Origin of the sequence: Nocardioides sp. CPCC 205120 (assembly GCF_048654585.1) — a bacterium.
Lineage (GTDB): Bacteria > Actinomycetota > Actinomycetes > Propionibacteriales > Nocardioidaceae > Nocardioides.
The window spans coordinates 885,039-908,707 of record NZ_JBMCYY010000001.1; the positions used below are offsets into that span (position 1 = coordinate 885,039).

Here is a 23,669-nt window from a genome sequence, read left to right on the forward strand (position 1 = left end):
GTGGTTTCGAGGGCCGCTGGCGCGGCCACCTCAACCACCGGGCCGGGCCGCTGGCGCGGCCACCTCGACCACCGGGCCGGGCCGCTGGCGTGAGCCGGCCCGGTGGTTGAGGTGGGTTGCTCTGGCAACCCCTCGAAACCACCTCAACCGCCGTTCGGGTCCGGGGCGGGCGTGGAGCGCCCCCAGCCGCGGGTGCGGGTGATCTTCTCCAGCAGCGGCTGCACGCGGTAGCGCACGGGCGTGCCGACGGCGAGCGTGGTCGTCGTGTGCCGCACGGCGGGCAGCGCGATGATGCCCGTCACGACGGCCTGGAGCGCCGGGTGGTCGGGGGCGGCGACGCGGGCCAGCAGGTCCTCGCGCCCCGCCTGGGTGACGACCTCGACCACCTCGGGGGTGTCGCGCAGGGCCGCGATGACCTCGGGCAGCCGCTTCTGGTCGAGCTCGATCGCCACGAACGCCTGCACGTGCAGCCCGGCCGCGCGCAGGTCGACGTCGGTGCCGTAGCCGCGCAGCACGCCCTCGTCCTCCAGGCGCCGCAGCCGCGCCTGCACGGTGTTGCGGGCGACCCCGAGGGCGCCGGCCAGCTCGGCGACGCCCATCCGCGCGTTCACGCTGAGGCGGCCCAGGATCTCGGCGTCCAGTCGGTCCAGGTCGGCCACGGTGCACCCTCTCATCGTGACCGGCGTCACGTCGGTCGCCTCCGGGCTGCGCATCTCGGTCAGTCCACGCGTGCCTCCGGGCCAGTCTACTGGTCGACCTGCTCAGTTGTCCGCGGTCTTGTTGACCACCCTGCGCAGCGGTCCCACCGTTGACCCACCGCACCTGCCCGCCCGACCCGCCGGAGGCGTCATGAACCACCCGCTCCTGTCCCTCCTGGGGCCCGACGGCCGGTTGGACGCGGCCACCGCCGCACCCACCGCCGCCGAGGGTCTCGCGCTCTACCGCGACATGGTCATGGCGCGGCGCATCGACACCGAGGCCATCGCGCTGCAGCGCCAGGGCGAGCTGGGCCTGTGGCCCTCGCTGCTCGGCCAGGAGGGCGCCCAGGTCGGCGCCGGTCACGCGCTGCGTCCCCGCGACGTCGTGTTCCCGACGTACCGCGAGCACGGCATGGCCTGGTGCCGGGGCGTCGACCCGGTCGACCTGCTCGGCCTCTTCCGCGGCACCACGATGGGCGGCTGGGACCCGCGGGAGCGGAACTTCAACCTCTACACGATCGTCATCGGCGCGCAGGCCCTGCACGCGGTCGGCTACGCGATGGGCATCGTGCGGGACGGCGACGTCGGCACCGGCGACCCGGAGCGCGACCGCGCCGTCCTGGTGTTCCTCGGCGACGGGGCGCTGAGCGAGGGCGAGAGCAACGAGGCGTTCGTGTGGGCCGCCGCGCAGAACCTGCCGGTCGTCTTCTTCGTGCAGAACAACCAGTGGGCGATCTCCTCGCCGTACAGCGTGCAGAGCCGCGTGCCGGTGGCCCAGCGGGCCCAGGGCTTCGGCTTCGACGGCGTGCGGGTCGACGGCAACGACGTGCTGGCCGTCCGCCAGGTCACCGAGGCGGCGCTCGCCTCGGCGCGCGACGGCGGCGGGCCCACGCTCATCGAGGCGTTCACCTACCGCCGCAACCCCCACACGACCTCCGACGACGACGGTCGCTACCGCCCCGTGACGGAGAACGAGGAGTGGGAGGCCCGCGACCCGCTGACCCGCATGCGCTCCTACCTGGCGGGCGCCGGCGTGCTCGACGAGGCCGCCGAGTCCGCGCTGGCCGTCGAGGAGCAGGCGCTGGCCGAGCGGTTGCGGGCCGGCTGCCGCGCGCTACCCGTGCCGACCGCCGCGTCGCCGTTCGAGAACACCCTGGCCGACATGCCCGACGAGCTGGCCCGGCAGATGCACGAGCACCTCGAGTTCGTGGCCGCCGGAGAGGAGCAGGACCGATGAGCACCCCCACGATGGTCACCCCGCCCGTGCAGGCCGACGAGCCCGTGGCCGGCCCCGTGCGCCTCCCCATCGCCCACGCGCTCAACCGCGCCCTGCGCGACGAGCTCGACGGCGACGACAAGGTCATGCTGATCGGCGAGGACATCGGCCGGCTCGGCGGCGTCTTCCGGGTCACCGACGGCCTGCAGAAGGACTTCGGCGACCTCCGCGTCGTCGACTCGCCCCTCGGCGAGGCCGGCATCGTCGGCAGCGCCATCGGCCTCGCGATGGCCGGCTACCGCCCCGTGTGCGAGATCCAGTTCGACGGCTTCGTCTTCCCGGCGATGAACCAGATCATCACGCAGCTCGCGAAGTACCGGCACCGCTCCGGCGGGGCCGTCTCCCTGCCGGTGGTCGTCCGCATCCCCGTCGGCGGCGGCATCGGCGCGATCGAGCACCACTCCGAGTCGCCCGAGGCCTACTTCGCGCACACCGCCGGCCTGCGCGTCGTCAGCCCGTCGAACGCCCACGAGGCCTACCACCTGCTGCGCGCCTCCATCGCCAGCGACGACCCGGTGATCTTCCTCGAGCCGAAGCGCTCCTACTGGCTCAAGGGCGACGTCGACCCCGCCGCCACCGTCCCCGCCCTCGACCGCGCCCGGGTCGTGCACCCCGGCGACGACGTCACGATCGTGACGTACGGCGCGCTCGTGCCGGCCGCGCTCAGGACGGCGCAGCAGTACGCCGAGGAGGGCGTCGGCGTCGAGGTGGTCGACCTGCGCTCGCTCTCCCCGATCGACGACGCGACCATCCTGGACTCCGTCCGCCGCACCGGTCGCCTGGTCGTGGCCCACGAGGCCTCGCGCACCGCCGGGCTGGGCGCCGAGATCGCCGCGCGCGTGCAGGACGAGGCGTTCTACTCCCTCGAGGCGCCGGTGCTCCGGGTGACGGGCTACGACACGCCGTACCCCGCCAGCCGCCTCGAGGAGGACTGGCTGCCGAACGTCGACCGCCTCGTCGACGCCGTCGACCGCAGCCTCGAGCACTGACGCGAGCACCGACCCGCGCCACCCCCCGTACGTCAGCACCTGAGCACCGGAAGGTCCTCCCGTTGTCCCCTGTCTCCGCACCCGCCCCGGCCGGTGTCTCCCGCTTCCTCCTCCCCGACGTGGGCGAGGGCCTCACCGAGGCCGAGATCGTGGTCTGGCACGTCGCCGTCGGTGACGTCGTCGAGGTGAACCAGCCGCTCGTCGACATCGAGACCGCCAAGTCGGTCGTCGAGCTGCCCAGCCCGTTCGCCGGCACCGTCGTCGAGCTGCACGCCGCCGTCGGCGAGACGGTCGACGTGGGCGTGGCGATCATCAGCATCGCCACGGAGGCGCCGGCCGAGGCCGACGTCCCCGCCGAGGTCCCGAGCCCCGCCCCCGCCGCGGAGGACACCGCCGCGGACGAGGAGGCCGGGGAGCCCGAGCCGAAGCTGCTCGTCGGGTACGGCGCGCGCGAGGACACCGGCGGCCGCCGCCGGCGGCGCCGCGGGGGAGCGGGCGCCGGTACGACGGCCCCCGCCGCCGAGCGGCCCGTGCTCGCCAAGCCGTCGGTGCGCAAGCTCGCCAAGGTGCTCGGCGTCGACCTGGCCGCGGTCACCCCCAGCGGCCCGGAGGGCCGCACGACCCGCGCCGACGTGCTCGACGCGGCGGAGGGTCGCGCGCCGGGCGGTGCCCCGAGCGGTGCCCCGGACGGCACGTCTGACCCCGACCCGATGAGCCCCGCGGCCCCCGCGGGCGCGGCGGCCGGTGCTGCCGCCGTACCGACCGAGGTGCCGGTCGCCACGGGCGAGGGCGACCTGCGCATCCCCATCAAGGGCGTCCGCAAGCACACGGCGGCCGCGATGGTGCGCTCGGCGTTCACGGCGCCGCACGTGACGGAGTTCGTCACGCTCGACATGACGCGCACGATGGAGCTGCGCGACGCCGTCACGCAGCGGCGCGAGTTCCGCGACGTGAAGGTCAGCCCGCTGGCGTTCGTGGCCCGCGCGTTCCTGCTCGCGCTGGCCCGCACCCCCGAGGCGAACTCGCGCTGGGACGAGGAGGCGCAGGAGATCGTGCAGCTGCGCGAGGTGAACCTCGGCATCGCCGCCGCCACGCCGCGCGGGCTCATCGTGCCGAACATCAAGAGCGCCCAGCGGCTCGGGCTCCGCGAGCTCAGCGCCTCCATCAACGACCTGGCCGCCACGGCGCGGGCCGGGAAGACGTCGCCGGCCGACCAGGCCGGTGGCACCGTCACGATCACCAACGTGGGCGTCTTCGGCGTCGACACCGGCACCCCGATCCTCAACCCCGGGGAGGTCGCGATCCTCGCGTTCGGCGCGGTCCGCCGTACCCCCTGGGTCGTCACCGACGCGGACGGCACCGAGCGCATCGAGCCGCGCTGGGTCACCCAGCTCGCGCTGTCGTTCGACCACCGCGTGCTCGACGGCCAGCAGGGCTCCGAGCTGCTCGCCGACACCGCCGCGATCCTCACCGACCCCGGGCTGGCGCTGCTGTGAGCGGCCGCCCCGACCCCCGGGAGCAGCCCGTGGACGAGCTCGACGTCGTCGTCATCGGCGCGGGCCCGGGCGGGTACGTCGCGGCGATCCGCGCGGCCCAGCTCGGCAAGCGCGTCGCGGTCGTGGAGGAGCGCTACTGGGGCGGCGTGTGCCTCAACGTGGGCTGCATCCCCAGCAAGGCGCTGCTCCACAACGCCGGGCTCGTCAGCACGCTGAGCCACGACGCGGCCGCGCTCGGCATCGGCGTGGACGGCGGCGCCCTGACCTTCGACTACGGCGCCGCGTTCGACCGCAGCCGCACCGTGGCCGAGGGCCGGGTCAAGGGCGTGCACTACCTGATGAGGAAGAACGGCATCACAGAGATCGCCGGCCGCGCGCGGTTCACCGGCAGCCACGTGCTGACGGTGACGGGCGAGGGCGGCGCCGAGCGGGTGGTGCGCTTCGCCCACGCGATCGTCGCCACCGGCTCGCGCGTCGCGATGCTGCCCGGCGTCACCACCAGCGCCAACGTGGTGACCTACGAGGAGCAGATCCTCGCCCGCGACCTGCCCGGCTCGATGCTCGTCGTCGGCGCCGGCGCGATCGGCATGGAGATGGCCTACGTGCTGCAGGCGTACGGCGTGGCCGTCACCGTGGTCGAGTACGCCGACCGCCTGCTGCCCGCCGAGGACGCCGACGTGTCGAAGGAGATCGCGCGGGCCTACGCCAAGCTCGGCGTCACCACCGTGACCGGCGCGGCCGTGGAGACCGTCGTCGACCGCGGCGACGACGTCGAGGTGACCTACCGCCGCGGCGACGCGACGGAGACCGTCGTCGTCGACCGGGTGCTGCTCTCGACCGGGTTCACGCCCAACACGGAGGGTCTCGGGCTCGAGGCGGCCGGGATCGAGGTGGACGCGCGCGGGGCGATCGTGATCGACGAGCGGATGCGCACCAGCGCCCCGCACGTGCACGCCATCGGCGACGTGACGATGAAGCTGGCGCTGGCCCACGTGGCCGAGGCCCAGGGCGTCGTGGCGGCCGAGACCATCGCGGGCGCGACGACCATGGAACTCGGCGACTACCGGATGATGCCGCGCGCCACCTTCTGCCACCCGCAGGTCGCGTCGTTCGGGCTCACCGAGGCGCAGGCCCGCGAGGAGGGCCACGACGTGCTCGTCGCGAAGTTCCCCTTCTCGGCCAACGGCAAGGCCCACGGCCTCGGCGAGCCGGTCGGGTTCGTGAAGGTGATCGCCGCCCAGCCGCACGGCGAGCTGCTCGGCGCCCACCTCGTCGGCCCGGACGTCTCCGAGCTGCTGCCCGAGCTCACCCTGGCGCAGCGGTGGGACCTCGGTTCGTTCGAGCTCAGCCGCAACGTGCACACGCACCCGACCCTGTCGGAGGCGCTGCAGGAGGCGTTCCACGGCCTGCAGGGGCACATGATCAACCTCTGACGGAACCGTTCCGGACCCTCGTGCGTCCGAGGGGCATGGAGCTGACTCGACGGGACACCTTGCGACTGGCGGGCCTGCTCGCCCTGCTGGCGGGCACGCCGACCCTCGCCGCCTGCGGGGAGGGGCCCGCCCCGACCGGCGGCCTCGACCTGGCGGCGGCCGACGTGCCGCGCGCCGAGGTCGACCCGGCGCTCGCCGCCGTCGGCGCGGCGAGCGTCCACGCGGTGGGGGCGGCCCTCCTGACGCACGCCGAGGAGGCCGGTCTGACCGTGGACGGGCGGCTCGGCAACACGGTGGTCTCGCCGTACTCGGTGGCCGTCGCGCTCGCGATGACCCTGGCCGGCGCCCGGGGCGCGACCGCCGCGGAGATGGAGGCCGTGCTCGGCGGGGACGCGGCCGCGCTGGGCGACGGGCTGAACGCGCTGACCCTCCACGTCGAGGGCCTGGCGGGCCCGGTGACGCTGCCGGACGGCGAGGAGGGGGAGGTGCTCCTCGCTGTCGCCAACCGCCTCTTCGGCCAGCAGGGCGTGACGTGGGAGCAGGCGTTCCTCGAGGCGCTCGCGACGTCGTACGGCGCGGGCCTGCAGCTCGCCGACTTCGAGGCCGACCCCGAGGCGGGGCGCGTCGCCGTCAACGGCTGGGTGGCGGACCGGACCGAGGACCGCATCCCCGAGCTCGTGCCCGCCGGTGCCATCACGGCGGCCACGCGGCTGGTGCTCGTCAACGCGGTCTACTTCAAGGCGCCGTGGGCGGCGGCGTTCCAGGCCGACGCCACGGAGGACGGGGTGTTCACCACGGGCGCCGGCGAGGAGGTGACGGTGCCGCTGATGTCGAGCAGCTCCGTCGCGGACGGGCACGGCGTCAGCGACGGCGTCGAGGTGGTGCGGCTGCCCTACGCCGACGGCCGGCTGGCGATGACGGTGATGCTGCCGGCGATCGGGGAGGCGGCGGCGCTGGTCGAGCGGATCGCGGGCGGAGGGCTGGACGAGCTGCTCGACGCCGCGCAGTCCGCCGACCGAGTGAAGGTCGTGCTGCCCCGGTGGGAGACGCGGACGCCGGCGATGCTGGGGGACGCGTTGTCCGCAGCCGGCATGCCGACGGCGTTCACGCCCGCCGCCGACCTCTCGGGCATGACGACCGAGGTCGCCCTCGCGATCGGTGCGGTGGTGCACGAGGGCTGGATCGAGGTGACGGAGGCCGGCACCGAGGCGGCCGCGGCGACGGCGGTGGGGGTGGAGGCGATGTCGGCGATGGCCCCGCCGAGCGTCACGTTCGACCGCCCGTTCGCGTACTGCATCCACGACGTCGCGCACGGCACGCCCGTGTTCCTGGGATGGGTGGACGACCCGTCCCAGCGCCCCGGCTGAGGTGCGGCGCTCGTATCCGGTGGTTGAGGTGGCCGCGCGGGTTCGGTGGTCGAGGTGGCCGCGCGGGTCCGGTGGCTGAGGTGGCCCCGCTGGCCCGGTGGTTGAGGTGGCCGCGCTGGCCCGCTGGTTGAGGTGGCCGCGCCAGCGGCCCTCGAAACCCCGGCGATGGTCGCGTGTGGTTTCGAGGGGTTGCCAGAGCAACCCACCTCAACCACCGAGGGGCTCGAGGTGGCCGCGCTGGTTCGGTGGTTGAGGTGGCCGCGCCAGCGGCCCTCGAAACCACGGATCGGCGCAGGTGCGGGCGCTCCTCAGTTCCGCCGCGTGAACCTGAGCTTGCCGGTGCCGAGTCTCTCCGTGAGGTAGGTCGGGTCGTGCGCGACGCGGTGGTGGCGCCAGCACAGCAACCGCCCCCGTGCGACGGAGGTGTTCCCGCCGCGTGACCACGGGTCGTCGTGGTGGGCCTCGCAGCGATGGGGCGGGGCGTCACAGCCCTCGGCGGTGCAGCCCTGGTCGCGCAGGATCAGCGCGATGCGCTGCGGCTTGTTGTGGAACCGCGCGGCACGGCCGAGGTCCAGGACCTCGCTCTTGGTGCCCAAGACCGCCGGGGCCAGGTCCGCGCTGCAGGCCAGCCGTCGGGCCTCGCCCGGGGAGATGCGGTGACCGGTGTCCAGCGAAGCCGCGGCCAGGCCGCCCGTCAGGGTGTCGACCGACATGGTCACCACCACCGTCGCGCCCGCACCGGCCGCATCGGGGAGGTCGGCGTCACGCATCCGCTCGATGAGCTCGACGAACGCCTGTCCGCGCCGCTCCCACAACGGCCGCACGTCGGCAGTGTCGTCAACGCGGAGGTGGTTGCGGCGGGGCGAGGCGATGGCGTCGAGCATCTTGGCGAACATCGCGCCGTGCATCTCCGGCACCGTGAACCGGCCGTGGACGCACCCGTGACCGTCCTCGCGCATCGTGAGCCGGACCCGCGCAGCCGCCTCGCGCTCCTCCTTCGCCAGCAGCTCCGCCTCACGCGCCTCACCGATCGCGGGCGCGACGATGTCGAGGATCCGGCGCCCCAGCACCCGCAGGTCCCGGGCGTCGTGGTCGGCGGCGAACCCGACCAGGGCTCGTTCCGCGTCGTCACGGACGCCGGCGTCGACGTCGCCTCCGAGGTCGTCGAGCGCTCGCACGATGACGTCGGCCTGGCCGGGCGTCACGGAGCCGGAGGTGGAAGCGGCGGCGAGGGCGTCGTACCGCTCGTCGGTGGCGACCGCGACGCGGACGCGGCGGTGGGCCTCCGCGCGCGTCACCTGCGTCGCGTTCGCGAACCACACGGCAGTCGACGGTGAGCCGTCCTCGTCCTCGACACGCGCCTCGCTGGCGTGGGCCAGCAGCCGCGACTGGAGCGCTGCCAGACGGTTCGCCGCCCGTTCGAGCTCGACGAGCGCCGCGCCGGTCTCGGTCGGGCCGAGGGTCAGCAGACCGAGGTCGAAACCGTCGTCGAGGTCCTCGTGCAGACGCGCGGCGACCCCGGCGATGGGGTGCAGCGCTGTCTCGGTCATGGATCCATCACACCAGCGACCACCGACACTTCCGGCCACGATCGACGGTTCTCCACAGAACGAGTTTCCGCAGGTCAGAACCGCTGCGTCCTGGTTTCGAGGCTCGCTGGCGCGAGCACCTCAACCACCGGGGATGCGGCCACCTGGACCACCTCGACCGCCGGTCCTGCGCGCGGACACCCCGGCCACCGTTAGTGCCGACCGCCCCCGGCTAGTTGCTGTCGGCCGGCCGGGCCCAGTCCCGGAACAGGCGGCGTGACAGCACGCGCCCGTTCGCGTCGTGCAGCTCGAGGTTCTGCCCGGCGTGGCCCCACAGGTAGTCGACCTCGAGGATCGGGCTGGTCGCGCAGGCCACCGGCAACCGCAGCAGGACCCAGTCGTCGGCCGGAGACGCCGTGACGGACGCGGGGTGGCGGCACGGGCCGCCGTCGAACGGCGGGGGTTCCGACCAGGCGAAGGCCACCGCGTGGGTCGCGGCGTAGACGTGCGGCGCTTGGTCGACGCCGAAGAAGACGTTGCCGGCCATCAGGGGGAAGTTGTTGAACCCCATCTCGAACGAGAAGTACTGCTCGCCCTGCTGACGGCCGCTGACCCGACCGGCCCCGTAGAAGTCCCGCACGTCGATGCGTGCGTAGACCGTCGTCTCCGTGAGGGCGACCTCCACCCGTGTCACGTCCACGGCCTGGGGATCGATGCGCGGGGTGAAGCTGCTGCCGAAGCCCACCGTCCGGTCGGCGGCGACGTCGCGGGTGGGGTCGGTGAAGGTGTACGACGACTGCGGCGCCGCGACGGACGGCGCCCAGCCGAGCCCCGCCGCCGCAGCCAGCGCGACACCCGCCACCCATGTCTTCCGCACGCTCGTCCCCCGTTCGTCGCCTCCGCCAGTCAACCACCCGGCGACCCTCCTGTCGCGCGGCGAGCGAGCTCGCGGGCACGCGGCCGGTGCGGTGTCACCCACCGTCGAGGCCCCACCCGACCCCCTCCCACCCCTCAAAACGATTCAAGCCAGAACCTTGCGCACGGATTGAATCGTTTTATACCTTCGACGTGCTCTGCATCACATCCCTCGATCGAAGGAAGTCGATGACGACCTCTCCCTCCGCCCAGCGCCTCGGATCCGCTGTCGCGACCATCGCGTTGCTCTCCGCCGGTCTGGCCGCCACCGCGGTCGCGCCCGCGAGCGCCGTACCCGTCCCGCTGCCGCAGGCAGCCACCACCGCGCTGGGGGCCGCGATCGGGACGGCCCCCACCGCCCCGGTCGGCCTGCTCACCAACGACCTCGACCACCCGATGAACGTCGAGGGCGCCCCGCGCTTCGCCTGGCTGCCGCAGGACGCGGACGCCAACGAGACGCAGACCGCCTACCAGCTGCAGGTGCTCGACGACGCGGGGGAGGTCGTCTGGGACAGCGGGCAGCAGGCCTCCGCGGAGCAGTCGAACGTCGCGTACGCCGGTGACCCGCTGGCCTCGGGCAGCAGCTACGCCTGGCGGGTCCGCACGTGGGACGCCACCGACCTGGCCTCGCCGTGGTCGGCGACGGCGCCGTTCGACACCGGCATCTCCGACGCCGAGTGGAGCGGCGCGTCGTGGATCAAGCGCACGCCGTCGGCCTCGAACGACGTGATGATCACCGACGAGGACCGGCTGCGCATCCGCGGCACGTCGGCCAACGAGTTCGTCCGCGCCCGCTCGGGCGCCGAGTGGACCGACTACGAGGTGTCCATGAAGGTCACCCCGGTCGCGCGGGGCGCCGGCATCCTCTTCCGCTCGCCCGACGCCGCCAACGGCTACATGTGGCAGCTCTCGCCGGACGGGCTCAAGACCCACCGCCGCACCGGCGGCTCCTACCCGCAGGACGCGCGCCGTACCGTGCCCGTCACGCCCGCCATCACCCTCGGCACGACGTACGACGTGCGCATCCGCGTCGAGGGCCGGCGGATCCAGACCTTCATCGACGACCGGCTCGTCGACGACTGGACCGACCCGTCGACGGCGGGCTCGACCGCGGGCACGATCGGCTTCCGCCACACCGCGAACTCGGGCGGCGCCGACATCGGCGAGTTCGACGACGTGCGTGTCACCTCCCTCGACGGCGCGACCGTGCTGCTCGCCGACGACTTCTCGGGCGACCTCGCGCAGTGGGTGGTGCCCACGGGCGGCACGCAGGAGGCCGACGACTACACGTTGCTGCGCACCGACGTCGAGCTCGCCGACAAGGAGGTCGTGCGCGCCCGCAGCTACGTCGCCGGCAGCCACACCTACGAGCTGACGATCGACGGCGAGCGGGCCGACCGCGGCCAGTCGTTCTCCTACCCGGGCGAGGGCTACTACCAGGCCGCCGACGTCACCGACCTCGTGCGCGGCAAGACGCAGCTCGCGCTCGGGGCGACGCTGCACTGGTACAGCAGCGGCCAGGGCCGTCCCGCCGGCGTGCCCGGTCTGCTCGCGAAGGTCGTCGTCGAGTACGCCGACGGCACCGAGCAGGTCATCACCACCGACGACACCTGGCGCGCCCGCCGCGGTCCGTACGTCCCGGCCGGCACCCGCAACGGCGAGGGTGAGTACCTCGAGCACTACGACGCCACCCTCGCGGCCGCCATCGGCGACTGGACGTCGTACGGCTACGACGACAGCGGCTGGGCCCCCGCCGAGGAGATCGGCGCCCACCCGGTCGCGCCGTTCACGCACCTCACCGGCCAGGAGCCCCGCATCACCGAGACGGTCGTGCATCCCGTCGCGATCCTCACCGCCGACGACGGCACGCAGGTCGCCGACTTCGGCACCGTCGTGCCCGCCCGCCCCTCGGTCGCGTTCGACGAGGGCGTCGCCGGGCGCACCCTGCCGCTGCGGGCCAGCTACCGCCTCGCCGCGGACGGGCGCGTCGCCACCGACCGCGTCGCCACGCAGGGCACGAACATGTCGTTCCCCTACACGCAGGTCGCGGGCGAGCAGCAGTTCGACGCCTTCACCCACCTCGCGTTCCGCTACCTGGAGATCCCCGGGGCGGACGAGGAGATCACCGTCGACGACGTGTCGGCCACCGTCGTGCACAGCAGCGTGCCCGAGGGCCGCGACGCCGACTTCGACAGCTCCGACGAGACCCTCGACGCGGTCTGGGACCTCATGGAGCGCTCGGCCCTCTACTCCGTGCAGGAGCAGTTCGTCGACACCCCGACCCGCGAGAAGGGCCAGTTCCTCCACGACACCGTGAACCTGTCGGCGGCCACGACCCTCGCGTTCGGCGAGCGGGCCCACAGCCGCCAGGCGATCCGCGAGTTCATGAACTCGCAGGCCCGCTACTGGACGACCGGCAACGACGCCGGCCGCTACAACGCGGTCTACCCCAACGGCGACGGCAAGCGGGACATCCCCGACTTCACGCTGACGGTGCCGGGCTGGATCTGGAACTACTACCGCCAGACCGGCGACCGCGCGATGCTCGCCGAGACGTACGACGAGCTCCGCGCCACCGCGGGCTACGTGCTGCGCCACATCCCCGAGACCGGGCCCACGGCGGGCCTCGTCACCCAGCTCTCGGGCGGCAGCGGCCCCTACCTGCACGGCATCGTCGACTGGCCCGAGCACGGCCGCTTCGGATACGACATGACCGCCACGGCGCGCACCACCGTCAACGCGCTCTCCGTCGACGTGCTCACGCGGGTCGCCGAGATGGGCGAGCTGCTCGGCGAGGACGCGGCGGACGTCGCGGCCCTGCGCACGGCGCGCGACGAGCTGGTCGACCGGATGAACGCCACGCTCCGCCGCGAGGACGGGCGCTACGTCGACGGTCTGCTGGCCGACGGCTCGCAGAGCCCGGTCGCGGGGCAGCACGCCACCTCGTACGCCCTCGCGTTCGACGTCGCCCCCGAGGCCGACCGGCCCGCGCTCGCCGAGGCGATCGCGGGGATGGGCATGCGCCAGGGCCCGATGACGGTCCACTGGCTCGCGCAGGCGCTGGGCGAGAACGGGCAGGACGAGGCGCTGCTGCGCCTGCTCACCAACCCCGACGACCACGGCTGGGCCCGCACGCTCGCCGAGGGCAACACCTTCACCCCCGAGTCGTGGGTGCAGGACAGCTCGGCCAACAGCCTCTCGCACGGCTGGAGCACCAACACGATGGCCGACGTCGTCGAGCAGATCGTCGGCATCCGCCTGGCCGAGCCCGGCGCCGCCGCGCTCGAGGTCGTGGTGCCCGACATCAGCCTCGAGGAGGCCTCCGGCACGGTGCACACGCAGCGCGGGCCGGTCAGCGTGGCCTGGGACCGCAGCGGCGCCGGCACGGCGGCCACCGTCACGGTGCCGGTCAACGCCACGGCCACCGTCTCGCTGCCGGTGGCGGAGGGCAACGCCTTCGCCGCCCGCAACGGCGCCGTCGAGGCCGAGCGCGTCTCGGTCGCGGACGGCCGGGCGGTCTACCGCATCGGGTCGGGCACGTGGACCTTCGCCGAGGAGGCCGACACGGGCGGCCCGGTCGAGGCGAGCGTCTCCGACGCGGGCCAGGACGGCTGGTACGGCGCGGACGCCGAGCTGACCCTCACCGCCGAGGTGCCCGAGGGCGTCGAGGTGCAGTACGCCGTCGGTGACGGCGCGTGGACGGCCTACACCGCCCCGGTCGCCCTGGCCGAGGGCTCGTACGACGTGCGCTGGCGCAAGGTCCGCGGGGACGTCACCGGCGGTGAGGGCTCGCTGGCGGTGAAGGTCGACGCCACGCTGCCGACCGCCACCGCCACGCTGGGCGCCGACCGGCGGGTCACGATCGCGGCGGCCGACCGGCCGTCGGGCGTCGCCTCGGTCCGCTACCGGGTCGGCGACGGCGAGTGGACCGACTACACCGAGCCGTTCCCCGTCGGCGACGAGCGCACCACGGTGACGTGGGAGGTCACCGACCTCGCGGGCAACACCGCCCCGGCGGGCAGCCTGGACGTGGCCCCCGCGCCGCGACCGGGCCTCTACGGCACCGGCTCGAACGTGGCGCCGCAGAGCCCGTGGAACTACGGCCGCCTCGGCACCGCGAAGCCCATCTCGGTGTTCTTCGAGGGCGAGGACGGCTCGGCGGTCTCCGGCACGGTGTTCGTCACCATCCGCCGCGCGGGCACGGCGCAGGTCACCGCGACCGCGTTCGCGTACGACGGCGCCCGCCGCCAGGTGGCCACCCCCGTGCTGCCGCGCACCAAGGGCAGCTACCAGGTCGGCGTCGTGTTCGTCCCGGACGACGACACCTACCGGGTGAGCCAGCGTCACTTCTGGATCTGGGCGACCCCGACCGGGCGCCCCTGACCCGGGGCCCGGCCGGGCCGCGACCGGGCTGGACCGCACCACCACCGGCGGGGCCGGGACCCACGAGGTCCCGGCCCCGTCGGGCGTCCGGGCCCGGACTGGCAGGCTGGGCGTCGTGGGTGACCTCGCGGGCGTCGTGCTGGCCGGGGGCCGGGGCAGCCGGCTCGGGGGCGTCGAGAAGGCGCGCCTCGTCGTCGGCGGGCGCACCCTGCTCGACCGGGCGCTCGACGCCTGCGCCGCGACGACCGAGGTCGTGGTGGTCGGGCCCGTCGTGCCGACGGAGCGGCCGGTCACCTTCGTGCGGGAGGAGCCGGCGTACGGCGGACCCGCCGCGGGCCTGCTCGCCGGGGTGGCCGCGCTCGGGGACGCGGTCGACCGCGTCGTCGTGCTCGCCGTCGACATGCCCCACGTGACCGCGGCGACGGTGACGCGGCTCGTCGCAGCACTCGGCGGCGCGGGCGGGCCGGCGGGACCGGACGGTGCTGACGGCGCCGACGGCGGTGCCGATGGCGCCGTGCTGCTGGCGCCGGACGGCCGGCGTCAGCTCGCGATGGCGCTCGACGTGGCTGCCGTGCGGGCGGCCGCGCCGCCGCCGGGGGACCGGGCGGGACTGCCGGTGCACGTGCTCGTCGGCGGCCTGCGCCTCGTCGAGGTGCCCGCGCGCGAGCGGGAGGGTGAGGACGTCGACACCTGGGACGCCGCCCGCGACGCGGGAGCGACCGGGCTCAGGCCACCGGGATCGTGACGGCGCGGAACGCCGCCACGGCCTGCTCGTAGAGCGCGACCAGGTCGGGCTCGGGCCCGCCCGGCCCGCCCGGGGCGGCCTCGAGCTGCTCGGCCCACCGGTCCATCGCCACGCGCACCACGGCCGTCGTGGTCTCCACCAGGATGTGGGGCGTCGGGTCGTCGGGCGCCGCGCCGGTCAGCTCGGCGAGCGCGCAGGCGAACCCGGCCCGCCGCTCGTCGTCGACCGCCACGGCCGCCGCGCGCAGGCTCGGCTCGGTGCGCAGCAGCCGGTAGACGCGCCGCAGCTGGCGCCCCGACGGGCTCCGCCCGTTCTCGTGGCGGCGCAGCACCTCGACCCACAGCGCCTCGAGCTGCGGCAGCAGCGGCTCGTCGGGGCGCAGCGCGGCCACCCCCTGCTCGAACGCGTCCTCGATGTCGCCGGTCACGACCAGTGCGGCGCGCTCCTTCGTCACGGCGTACCGGAAGAACGTGCGCGACGAGACTCCCGCGGCCCGCGCGATGTCGTCGGCGGTGCAGCCCGCGACCCCGTGCTCCTCGAAGAGGGTCAGCGCGGCCTCGCAGATGTCCTGCTCGGTCTGGCGCCGCCGCCGACGGCGCAACGGCTCCTCGCCCACGGGCGTCGTGCCGGTCACCTCGGTCGTCATCACGCCTCCTCGTCGACGGACTGTAGTCGACGGCAGTTCGTGCCTTCTTGGCAGTGACTGCCAGAATAGGCCGGTCGAGAAAGGACCCGTGTGACCACCGAGCAGACCGTGCCCCCGCAGAACCCCACCCCGAGCCCCACCTCCGGCCCCGCCGCCGGCCCCACCACCAACGCCTCCGCCGCGCCGCCCGCGGTGCCGCGTGCCGTCGTACCCCTGCTGGTCGTGTCGGCCTTCGTCGTGATCCTCAACGAGACGATCATGGGCGTCGCGCTGCCCGAGCTGATGCAGGACCTCGACATCACCGCGGCGCGTGCGCAGTGGCTGACGTCGGCGTTCCTGCTGACGATGGCCGTCGTCATCCCGCTCACGGGCTGGCTGCTGCAGCGCCTGCACGTGCGCACCGTCTTCCTGTTCGCGATGTCGACCTTCTCGGCCGGCACGCTGCTGGCCGCGCTGGCGCCCGGCTTCGAGGTGCTCGTCGTCGGCCGCGTCGTGCAGGCGGTCGGCACGGCGATCATGATGCCGCTGCTGATGACGACCATCCTGACCACGGTCGCGCCCGAGCGCCGCGGCCGGATGATGGGGACGATCTCCATCGTCATCTCCGTCGCCCCCGCGATCGGCCCGACGGTCTCCGGCCTCATCCTGCAGTCGCTGAGCTGGCGCTGGATGTTCTGGATCGTGCTGCCGATCGCGCTGACCTCGCTGCTGCTGGGCGCGATCTGGGTGCGCAACGTGACGACCCCGACCCGCCCGAGCCTCGACGTGCTCTCCGTCGTGCTCTCCGCGCTCGGCTTCGCCGGCCTCATCTACGGCCTGTCGAGCATCGGCGAGTCCGCCGGCGGCCACGCCCCGGTCGCGCCGTGGATCCCGCTCGTCGTCGGTGGCGTCGCGCTCGCCGCGTTCGTCACGCGGCAGCTGGCGCTGAAGGAGCGCGCGCTGATGGACCTGCGCGCCTTCGCGACCCCGACCTTCTCCATCGCGGTCGCGCTCGTCGCGGTCAGCATGATGGCGCTGTTCGGCACGCTCATCCTGCTCCCGATCTACCTGCAGACGGTGCTCGGCGAGTCGACCCTGCAGACCGGCCTCGTGCTGCTGCCCGGCGGCCTCGTCATGGGTCTGCTGGCGCCGATCGTCGGCCGCCTCTTCGACGAGCACGGCCCGCGCCCGCTCGTCGCTCCCGGCGCCGTCATCGCGTCGGTCGCCCTGTGGTCGATGTCGATGCTGGGCCAGGACACCTCGCTCGGCATGGTCGTGGCGATCCACGTGGTGCTGAGCATCGGCCTGGCGCTCATGTTCACGCCGCTGCTCACCTCCGCGCTCGGCTCGCTGCCGCCGCAGATCTACTCGCACGGCAGCGCCATCGTCGGCACCGTCCAGCAGGTCGCCGGCGCCGCCGGCACCGCCCTGTTCATCACCGTGATGACGCGCCGCTCGACCGCCGAGCTCGAGGCCGGTCTCGACGTCGCCGCCGCGACCGCCGAGGGCGTGCACGCCGCGCTCCTGTGGGGCGGCATCATCTCCGCGCTCGCGGTCGTCGTCGCGCTCTTCGTGCGCCGGCCGCCTGCGGTCGTGGGGGAGGCCGCCGCGGCGGACCGGCCCGCCGTGCACTGAGCTCCTCGCAGCACCGGTCGCGAGCCGGTACGGCGGACCTGCGGGTCCGGCGTACCGGCTCGTGCCGCGTGCGGGGGGCTCAGTGCGTCGAGGCGGCCGCGGCGACGTCGGTGACCCCGGTGATCCCGGGGGCCGGGCGCTCGGCCTCCGCGTCGTCGTAGCGGTCGCGGGCCTCGTCGATGCGCGGCAGGTGCGCCGTCGCCCAGTCCAGGATCGCGTCGACCGGTGCGCGCAGCGTCTTGCCGAGCGGGGTGATGCGGTACTCGACCGCGACGGGGCGGGTCGACAGCACCGTCCGCTCGACGATGCCGTTGCGCTCGAGGCGGCGCAGCGTGGCGCTCAGCGACTTCTGGGTCACGGCCGGGATCGCCCGCCGCAGCTCGTTGAAGCGGCAGGGGCGCTCGCACAGCTCGTTGAGCACGTGCAGCGACCAGGTGTCGAGCACCTGGTCGAGCAGCTCGCGGTGCGCGGCGCCGATCTCAAGGCGGTGCGGAGCGGGGGTGTCGGTATCCGTCACGAGACCTAGTCTCGTTGAAGTGTCCTGAGAGCACCAGGTATCCATGGGAAACCGAATCCGGCAATCCCGAGGAGCACCCCGTGTCCGTCCGTCTCTCGTCCCCCGCGTCCCTGATGCAGCCCGTCCCCTACCACCACGTCGCGGTCGCCACCGGCACCCGCCAAGTCCATGTCTCCGGCCAGATCGCCCGCGACGCCGACGGCACGCCGCTGGCGCCCGGTGACCTCGCCGGCCAGGTCGCGGCGGCCCTGCGCAACACCCACGCCGGGCTCGCGAGCGCCGGCGCGGGCTTCGCCGACGTGGTGCGCCTGACCTTCTACGTCACCGGCTGGGCGCCCGAGAGGATCGAGGCCTTCATGACCGGCGTCCAGGCTGTCGCCGACGAGATCGGGCTGCCGTCGCCGATGCCGCCCGCGTCCCTCATCGGCGTCGACTTCCTCTTCGAGCCCGACGTGCTCGTGGAGGTCGAGGCCACCGCCGTCCTCGACTGAGCGCCGGCGCCGGCCCGGCGGGCGGGGTGGCGTCAGCGCCTCACGGCAGGATCGCGTCGACGTACCCGCCGTCCGCGCGCAGCGCCCCGCCCGTCGTCGCCGAGGCGAGGTCGGAGCACAGGTAGACCACCATGTTCGCGATCTCCTCGGGCTCCAGCAGGCGCTGCACGAGCGAGGACGGCCGGTGCTCCTTCACGAACTGCCGCTGGCGCTCGTCCCACGAGCCGTCGGTGCCGACCATCTCGGCGACGAAGTCCTCGACGCCGGGGGTGTGGGTCGGGCCGGCGATGACCGTGTTGACGGTGACGCCGCTGCCCGCGACGGCCTTCGCGAAGCCGCGCGTCACGCCGAGCAGGGCGGTCTTCGTGACGCCGTAGTGGATCATCTCGGCCGGGATCGCGACGGCGGAGTCGCTGGCGATCGTCACCGCCCGTCCCCACCCGCGCTGCTGCATGCCGGGCAGGTAGGCCCGCAGCATCCGCACGGCCGACATCACGTTGACCTGGAAGTAGTGCTCCCACGTCGCGTCGTCGACCTCGAACGGGTCGAGCGAGCCGAAGATGCCGAGGTTGTTGACGACCACGTCGACGTCGGGCAGCTGGCGCACCGCGTCGTCCGCGCCCGCGCCGGTGGACAGGTCGGCCGCCACCTGCAGCACCTCCGCCCCGGGTACGGCGTCCCGCACCGCCGCGGCCGCCTCCTCGAGCGCCTCGGCCCGGCGGCCGTTGAGAGCGACGCGCGCACCGGCGCGGGCGAGCCCGGTGGCGATGGCCAGGCCGATGCCCTGGCTCGATCCGGTGACGAGGGCCGTCCGGCCCGAGAGGTCCAGCTGCACGGTGCGCTCCTGTGAGTCGGGGATGGTGGCGGCACCCATCCTGCCGCGCCGCCGGGTGGTCCCGAGGGCCGCCGGGGCGGCCACCTCAACCACCGGACCGTCAACTGGGGCCCACGTCCGGTGGTTGAGGTGGGTTGCTCTGGCAACCCCTCGAAACCACGCCCGGGACGCGTGGTTTCGAGCCCGGTCAGAACGTGCTGTCGCAGGCCATGCGCTGCGGCAGCGCCGTCTCGCCGTCCAGCGCGTCGGCCGCGCGGGCCCGTCCCAGGTTCCACTCGATCCAGGAGTCGTCCGGCACGGATCGGCCGGCCAGGGCGCAGTCCCGATCGTCGTCCGACAGGTCGGCGTCGGCGAGCACCGGCACGGCGTCGTCGGACAGCCCGCCGAGGTGGAGCCAGTCGATGCGGCCGGTCGCGTCGTACCGCTCGAGGTTGCGCTCGGCGATCCAGGCGTCGGGGTTGATCGCCGCGAGTCCCAGCAGCGCGACGACCCCGCTGAGCAGGGCGAACCGCGCGAGCCAGGCACCGCGCAGGGTCACCCCGGCGACGACCACCGCGAGCACGACGAGCCCGAGCCAGCCCTCGAAGACGGTCACGAGCAGACGCAGCTGGGTGTAGCCGTAGGCGTCCTGGTAGAGGTCCACGCGGTGCAGCGCCGAGGCGACCACGACGAGCGTGAGCAGGCAGAGCAGCCCGAGGGTGCCACGCAGCCAGGCCCGGTCGGCGGCGGTGTCGCGGGGCGCCTTGCGGGCGGCCGCCCAGACGACGACCAGCGTGAGGGCGGTGGTGACGGTGAGCTGGCCGAAGCCCTGGTGGACGTACTCGGCGTAGGTCAGCCCCGTCGTGCGGCGCAGGTAGTCGTGCCCGCCGAAGGCCACGGTGGCCTGGGCCGCGAGGAACGCGGCCAGCACCGCGACGACGACGAGCACGGGGGCCAGCCACTCGAACCGGCGGGCGACGGGACGCGGCGGGGTGCGCTCGCCGTCGACGCGGGGCGGGTTGAGGGCGAGGTACGCCGCGGCCAGCACGGTCCCGCCCACGGCGACGGTCACGAAGGCGCGGAGCACGAAGGTGTCGAGCGTCAGGTCGGGCAGCACCGCGTCGGCCCACTCCGCCAGCAGCGCGTCGGCCGAGACGAGCAGGGCCCCGAAGACGACGAGACCCAGCGCGGAGAGCACGACCGTGCGCAGCAGCGCCCCGCCCCGCCCGGTCAGCGCCCCGAGGGTGCGCCCGAGCCAGGGCATCCCCCGCAGCCCGGCGAGCGGCCACGCCATGCCGGCGAGCAGGAACCCGGGCAGGGTGCGCCCGCGGGTGACCCCGACGACGCAGAGCGCCGCCCCGGCGAGGAGGCAGAGCACGACGATCCACTCCGCGTCACGCACCGCGACCGTGGAGGCGAGCAGCGCGCACAGCGCCCCGCAGGTCAGCGTGAACGGGTCGCGCCGGTCGCGGGCGGCCAGCAGCACCACGGCGCCGGCGGCGAGGAGCACCAGGAACGTGCCGAGCCCCCACGTGGAGAACGGCAGCACCAGCCCGCCGAGGAGCCCGGCGCCGAGCGCGCCCAGCAGCACGGCCGGACGGGCGGGCACGCCGCGGTCGGGCCAGAACCCGCCGAGGAGCTCGTCGAGCAGGCCGGGGGCGGGTACGGCGGCAGCCGGGGCCGCGGGGTCGGTCGCGGTGGACGCAGGGGTGGGCGCAGGGGTCGTCGGCACGGGGGACGCAGGCACGGGAACCTCCGGACGGTCGGGGGACGGGACGGGCGCCGGTACGGCGGCAGCCGGCGCCGCGGGACGGTCGGGCGGGGTGAGGGGGAGGTCGACGCGCACCCGCGCGCCGCCCTCGCCGGGGGGTGGGTCGACGAAGCCGATCTCGCCGCCGTGCAGGTCGGTCACCCAGCGGGCGATGGCCAGGCCGAGCCCGGTGCCGCCCCCGCCCTCGGTGGTGCGGAGGGTGCCGAAGGGCTCGAAGACCCGCTCGCGGTCCGCGGGCCCCAGGCCGGGTCCGGCGTCGCGGACCTCGAGACGCCACCGCCCGGCGGTGCCGCCGGCCCCGCCAGGGGGCTCGGCCGCCGCCTCGACCCGCACGGTGCCGCCGGCCGGGCTGTGCCGCGACGCGTTGTCGAGCAGGTTGGCGACGAGCTGGTGCAGCCGCGCCGGGTCGGCCCGCACGACCAGCCCGGGCGGGGCGACGTGCACGGCGTACGCCACCTCGCGGCCCAGCACCCGCGCCTCGGTGACGGCGGCGTCGAGGAGGTCGGCGACGTCGACGGGCTCGGGCGAGAGGGGCGCCTTGCCGGCGTCGACGCGGGCGAGGTCGAGCAGGTCCTCGACGAGGTCGCTCATCCGCTCGGCCTGGGCGAGGGCGGCGGCGAGCGCGTCGGGGGAGCGGGGCGCGACGCCGTCGACGACGTTCTCGAGCACGGCGCGCAGGCCCGCGAGGGGGGTGCGCAGCTCGTGGCTCACGTTGGCCACCAGCTCGCGCCGGCGGCGGTCGACGCCGGCCAGGTCGTGGGCCATCGTGTTGAAGGCCCGCGCCAGCTCGCCGACCTCGTCGCGCGACGTCGCGTCGACCCGCACGTCGTAGTCGCCGCGGGCCATCCGCCGCGCCGCGGCCGTCATCTGCCGCAGCGGCGACGTCATGCCGACCGCGAGCAGCTGGGTGAGGGCGAGCGCGAGCAGCACCGTCACGGGGATGCTCAGCCACGCGGGCACGTCGGCCGCCCGTCCGAGCGAGGCGACGACCGCCGCGACGGTCACGCTCACCGCGACGAGAAGTCCGAGCTTGACCTTCACCGATCGCACGCGGGCGAGCGGCTCTGGACGGGCCGGGCGCGCGGGCCGGCCGGTGCCCTCGGGGCTCACGCCGGGCCGCCCGTCTCGAGCGCGTAGCCGACGCCGTGCACCGTGCGCACCAGGTCGGCCCCGATCTTCGCCCGCAGTCCCTTCACGTGGCTGTCGACCGTGCGGGTGCCCGACGCCTCGGCCCAGCCCCACACCTCGGCGAGCAGGCGCTCGCGGGTGACGACGGCGCCGGGGTCGGCGGCGAGGCAGAGCAGGAGGTCGAACTCGGTGGGAGTCAGGCGGACCTCCTCGCCTCCCCGCCAGGTACGGCGCGCCCGCGGGTCGACGCGCAGGTCGCCGAGCTCGAGGGCCCGGCGCCCGGCCAGCTCGCCGGCCCGGTCGACGCGGCGCAGCAGCGCCCCGACGCGGGCGACGAGCTCCCGCATCCGGAACGGCTTGGTCAGGTAGTCGTCGGCGCCGACGCCGAGCCCGACGAGCACGTCGGCCTCGTCGGCGCGGGCGGTGAGCATGAGCACCGGGACGGGCCGGTCGGCCTGGATGCGCCGGCAGACCTCGTGCCCGTCGTACCCGGGCAGCATCACGTCCAGCACCACCGCGTCGGGCGCGTGCTCGGCGTGGGCCGCGACGGCGCCCGGGCCGTCGAAGGCCCGGACGACGTCGTACCCCTCGGCCTGGAGCCGGTCGGTGACCGCCTGGTTGATGACCGGGTCGTCCTCGACGACGAGGACCCGTCGGTTGCTGCTCATGCCCTGAAGGCTAGGAGCGCGAGGGCGCGGGAGCGGGGGACGACCTGTGGAGGTTCTGTGCAGATCGGTCCGAGCGGTCCGGGGTGGCCGGGTCGCTCAGGCGACGCCGTCGGAGTCGCGCGCGGCGGCCCAGAGGTCGATGCCCGAGTCCACGGCGTGCCGGTCGATGGCCGCGAGCTCGTCGTCGGAGAAGCCGAGGCGCTCGGTGGCGGCGACGTTGGCCCGCACCTGCTCGGCGCTGCTGGCCCCGACGAGCACCGACGTCACCTCGGGGCGGCGCAGCGCCCACGCGAGCGCGAGCTGGGCGAGGGTCTGGCCGCGGTCCTGCGCGATCGCGTCGAGGGCGCGGATGTGCTCGAGCGCCTCCTCGGTCAGCAGGTCGGTCGACAGCGACTTGCCCTGGCTCGCGCGGGAGCCCGCGGGCACGCCGCCGAGGTACTTGTCCGTCAGCATCCCCTGAGCCAGCGGCGAGAAGGCGATGCACCCGACACCGAGCTCGCCGAGCGTGTCGAGCAGGCCGCGGGTCTCGATCCAGCGGTTGAGCATCGAGTACGACGGCTGGTGGATGAGCAGCGGCGTACCCAGCTCGGCGAGGATGCGCGCGGCCTCGCGGGTGCGCTCGGCGGAGTAGGAGGACACCCCGACGTAGAGCGCCTTGCCGCTGCGCACGATCTGGTCGAGGGCGCCCATCGTCTCCTCGAGCGGCGTGGTCGGGTCCGGGCGGTGGTGGTAGAAGACGTCGACGTAGTCCAGGCCCATGCGCTTCAGCGACTGGTCGAGGCTGGAGACGAGGTACTTCCGCGAGCCGCCCACCTGGCCGTAGGGGCCGGGCCACATGTCCCAGCCCGCCTTGGAGGAGATGACGAGCTCGTCGCGCAGGTCGCGGAAGTCGGTGCGCAGGTGGCGGCCGAAGTTCTCCTCCGCCGCGCCGTAGGGCGGCCCGTAGTTGTTGGCGAGGTCGAAGTGCGTCACGCCGAGGTCGAAGGCGGTGCGCAGGATCTCGCCCTGCCGGTCGAACGGCACGTCGTCGCCGAAGTTGTGCCACAGGCCGAGGCTCACGGCCGGGAGGTCGAGGCCGCTGCGACCGGTACGGCGGTAGGGCATGGCGTCGTAGCGGTCCGGGGCCGGCGCGTAGGTCATGGACCCATCCTGGCGCGGCGCGCAACGCCGCGCCGTCCGCCCCTCACCC

At 74.5% G+C, this 23,669-nt stretch carries 18 protein-coding genes; 9 read left to right on the forward strand and 9 right to left on the reverse strand.

Translation table 11 applies throughout. The annotated features are described in order from the left end of the window. Positions 1 to 143: 143 nt before the first annotated feature. On the reverse strand, positions 144 to 659 hold the full coding sequence (locus ACOACO_RS04165; RefSeq protein ID WP_420294989.1) for an Lrp/AsnC family transcriptional regulator: 516 nt from the start codon (positions 657 to 659) through the stop codon (positions 144 to 146). A gap of 190 nt (positions 660 to 849) precedes the next feature. Between ACOACO_RS04165 and ACOACO_RS04170 the strand changes: the two genes are divergently transcribed. The 5 genes from ACOACO_RS04170 (at position 850) to ACOACO_RS04190 (ending at position 7,259) form a co-directional block, all read left to right on the forward strand. Beyond that, positions 850 to 1,935: a thiamine pyrophosphate-dependent dehydrogenase E1 component subunit alpha gene (locus ACOACO_RS04170; RefSeq protein ID WP_420294990.1), complete on the forward strand. Its 1,086-nt coding sequence runs from the start codon at positions 850 to 852 to the stop codon at positions 1,933 to 1,935. Then, positions 1,932 to 2,963 carry an alpha-ketoacid dehydrogenase subunit beta gene (locus tag ACOACO_RS04175; protein WP_420294991.1) on the forward strand — a complete coding sequence of 344 codons (1,032 nt, stop codon included), beginning with the start codon at positions 1,932 to 1,934 and terminating at the stop codon, positions 2,961 to 2,963. Before ACOACO_RS04170 ends, ACOACO_RS04175 begins: the two co-directional genes overlap by 4 nt. Positions 2,964 to 3,025: 62 nt before the next feature. Beyond that, positions 3,026 to 4,459 (forward strand): dihydrolipoamide acetyltransferase family protein, encoded by a 1,434-nt coding sequence (locus ACOACO_RS04180; protein ID WP_420294992.1) that lies wholly within the window; start codon positions 3,026 to 3,028, stop codon positions 4,457 to 4,459. Between the two features lie 29 nt (positions 4,460 to 4,488). Further along, a complete protein-coding gene (gene lpdA, locus ACOACO_RS04185; RefSeq protein ID WP_420294993.1) occupies positions 4,489 to 5,892 on the forward strand; it encodes a dihydrolipoyl dehydrogenase in 1,404 nt (467 codons plus the stop codon). 35 nt (positions 5,893 to 5,927) lie between these two features. Then, positions 5,928 to 7,259 carry a serpin family protein gene (locus ACOACO_RS04190; RefSeq protein ID WP_420294994.1) on the forward strand — a complete coding sequence of 444 codons (1,332 nt, stop codon included), beginning with the start codon at positions 5,928 to 5,930 and terminating at the stop codon, positions 7,257 to 7,259. Positions 7,260 to 7,567: 308 nt separating this feature from the next. On the opposite strand, the gene ACOACO_RS04195 is transcribed toward ACOACO_RS04190, so the two are convergent. Next, positions 7,568 to 8,809 (reverse strand): DUF222 domain-containing protein, encoded by a 1,242-nt coding sequence (locus ACOACO_RS04195; RefSeq protein ID WP_420294995.1) that lies wholly within the window; start codon positions 8,807 to 8,809, stop codon positions 7,568 to 7,570. A 211-nt stretch (positions 8,810 to 9,020) separates the two neighbouring features. Further along, the gene (locus ACOACO_RS04200; RefSeq protein WP_420294996.1) at positions 9,021 to 9,665 is read right to left on the reverse strand and encodes a hypothetical protein; all 645 of its coding nucleotides are present in this window, start codon (positions 9,663 to 9,665) and stop codon (positions 9,021 to 9,023) included. A gap of 227 nt (positions 9,666 to 9,892) precedes the next feature. Here ACOACO_RS04200 and ACOACO_RS04205 point away from each other — a divergent pair, with 227 nt between their 5' ends. Both ACOACO_RS04205 and ACOACO_RS04210 read left to right on the forward strand, forming a co-directional pair. After that, complete coding sequence (locus ACOACO_RS04205; RefSeq protein WP_420294997.1) at positions 9,893 to 14,086, forward strand: family 78 glycoside hydrolase catalytic domain; 4,194 nt, start codon at positions 9,893 to 9,895, stop codon at positions 14,084 to 14,086. Between the two features lie 115 nt (positions 14,087 to 14,201). Continuing rightward, positions 14,202 to 14,831 (forward strand): NTP transferase domain-containing protein, encoded by a 630-nt coding sequence (locus ACOACO_RS04210; protein WP_420294998.1) that lies wholly within the window; start codon positions 14,202 to 14,204, stop codon positions 14,829 to 14,831. Here ACOACO_RS04210 and ACOACO_RS04215 read toward each other — a convergent pair. Continuing rightward, the gene (locus ACOACO_RS04215; RefSeq protein ID WP_420294999.1) at positions 14,812 to 15,477 is read right to left on the reverse strand and encodes a TetR family transcriptional regulator; all 666 of its coding nucleotides are present in this window, start codon (positions 15,475 to 15,477) and stop codon (positions 14,812 to 14,814) included. The genes ACOACO_RS04210 and ACOACO_RS04215 overlap by 20 nt on opposite strands. A 90-nt stretch (positions 15,478 to 15,567) precedes the next feature. Between ACOACO_RS04215 and ACOACO_RS04220 the strand changes: the two genes are divergently transcribed. Beyond that, complete coding sequence (locus tag ACOACO_RS04220; RefSeq protein WP_420295000.1) at positions 15,568 to 17,091, forward strand: DHA2 family efflux MFS transporter permease subunit; 1,524 nt, start codon at positions 15,568 to 15,570, stop codon at positions 17,089 to 17,091. A gap of 79 nt (positions 17,092 to 17,170) precedes the next feature. Here ACOACO_RS04220 and ACOACO_RS04225 read toward each other — a convergent pair whose 3' ends face one another. After that, a complete protein-coding gene (locus ACOACO_RS04225; RefSeq protein WP_420295001.1) occupies positions 17,171 to 17,608 on the reverse strand; it encodes a winged helix-turn-helix transcriptional regulator in 438 nt (145 codons plus the stop codon). 80 nt (positions 17,609 to 17,688) lie between these two features. On the opposite strand from ACOACO_RS04225, the gene ACOACO_RS04230 reads away from it, so the two are divergent. Beyond that, positions 17,689 to 18,099, forward strand: a complete 411-nt coding sequence (locus tag ACOACO_RS04230; protein WP_420295002.1) for a RidA family protein — start codon at positions 17,689 to 17,691, stop codon at positions 18,097 to 18,099. A 40-nt stretch (positions 18,100 to 18,139) separates the two neighbouring features. On the opposite strand, the gene ACOACO_RS04235 is transcribed toward ACOACO_RS04230, so the two are convergent. The 4 genes from ACOACO_RS04235 to mgrA all read right to left on the reverse strand — a co-directional run bounded on the left by ACOACO_RS04235 (position 18,140) and on the right by mgrA (position 23,620). After that, positions 18,140 to 18,934 (reverse strand): SDR family NAD(P)-dependent oxidoreductase, encoded by a 795-nt coding sequence (locus ACOACO_RS04235; RefSeq protein WP_420295003.1) that lies wholly within the window; start codon positions 18,932 to 18,934, stop codon positions 18,140 to 18,142. A gap of 187 nt (positions 18,935 to 19,121) precedes the next feature. Next, positions 19,122 to 21,725, reverse strand: a complete 2,604-nt coding sequence (locus ACOACO_RS04240; protein WP_420295004.1) for a DUF4153 domain-containing protein — start codon at positions 21,723 to 21,725, stop codon at positions 19,122 to 19,124. Positions 21,726 to 21,790: 65 nt separating this feature from the next. Beyond that, positions 21,791 to 22,480 carry a response regulator gene (locus ACOACO_RS04245; protein ID WP_420295005.1) on the reverse strand — a complete coding sequence of 230 codons (690 nt, stop codon included), beginning with the start codon at positions 22,478 to 22,480 and terminating at the stop codon, positions 21,791 to 21,793. A gap of 96 nt (positions 22,481 to 22,576) precedes the next feature. Beyond that, positions 22,577 to 23,620 (reverse strand): L-glyceraldehyde 3-phosphate reductase, encoded by a 1,044-nt coding sequence (gene mgrA, locus ACOACO_RS04250; protein ID WP_420295006.1) that lies wholly within the window; start codon positions 23,618 to 23,620, stop codon positions 22,577 to 22,579. Between the last annotated feature and the right edge of the window lie 49 nt (positions 23,621 to 23,669).

Excerpts from the sequence above, each read along its gene's own strand:
- ACOACO_RS04170 (WP_420294990.1), top strand. The coding sequence starts at position 850 with ATGAACCACCCGCTCCTGTCCCTCCTGGGGCCCGACGGCCGGTTGGAC.
- ACOACO_RS04175 (WP_420294991.1), top strand. The coding sequence starts at position 1,932 with ATGAGCACCCCCACGATGGTCACCCCGCCCGTGCAGGCCGACGAGCCC.
- ACOACO_RS04190 (WP_420294994.1), top strand. The coding sequence starts at position 5,928 with ATGGAGCTGACTCGACGGGACACCTTGCGACTGGCGGGCCTGCTCGCC.
- ACOACO_RS04195 (WP_420294995.1), bottom strand. The coding sequence starts at position 8,809 with ATGACCGAGACAGCGCTGCACCCCATCGCCGGGGTCGCCGCGCGTCTG.
- ACOACO_RS04205 (WP_420294997.1), top strand. The coding sequence starts at position 9,893 with ATGACGACCTCTCCCTCCGCCCAGCGCCTCGGATCCGCTGTCGCGACC.
- ACOACO_RS04215 (WP_420294999.1), bottom strand. The coding sequence starts at position 15,477 with ATGACGACCGAGGTGACCGGCACGACGCCCGTGGGCGAGGAGCCGTTG.
- ACOACO_RS04245 (WP_420295005.1), bottom strand. The coding sequence starts at position 22,480 with ATGAGCAGCAACCGACGGGTCCTCGTCGTCGAGGACGACCCGGTCATC.
- mgrA (WP_420295006.1), bottom strand. The coding sequence starts at position 23,620 with ATGACCTACGCGCCGGCCCCGGACCGCTACGACGCCATGCCCTACCGC.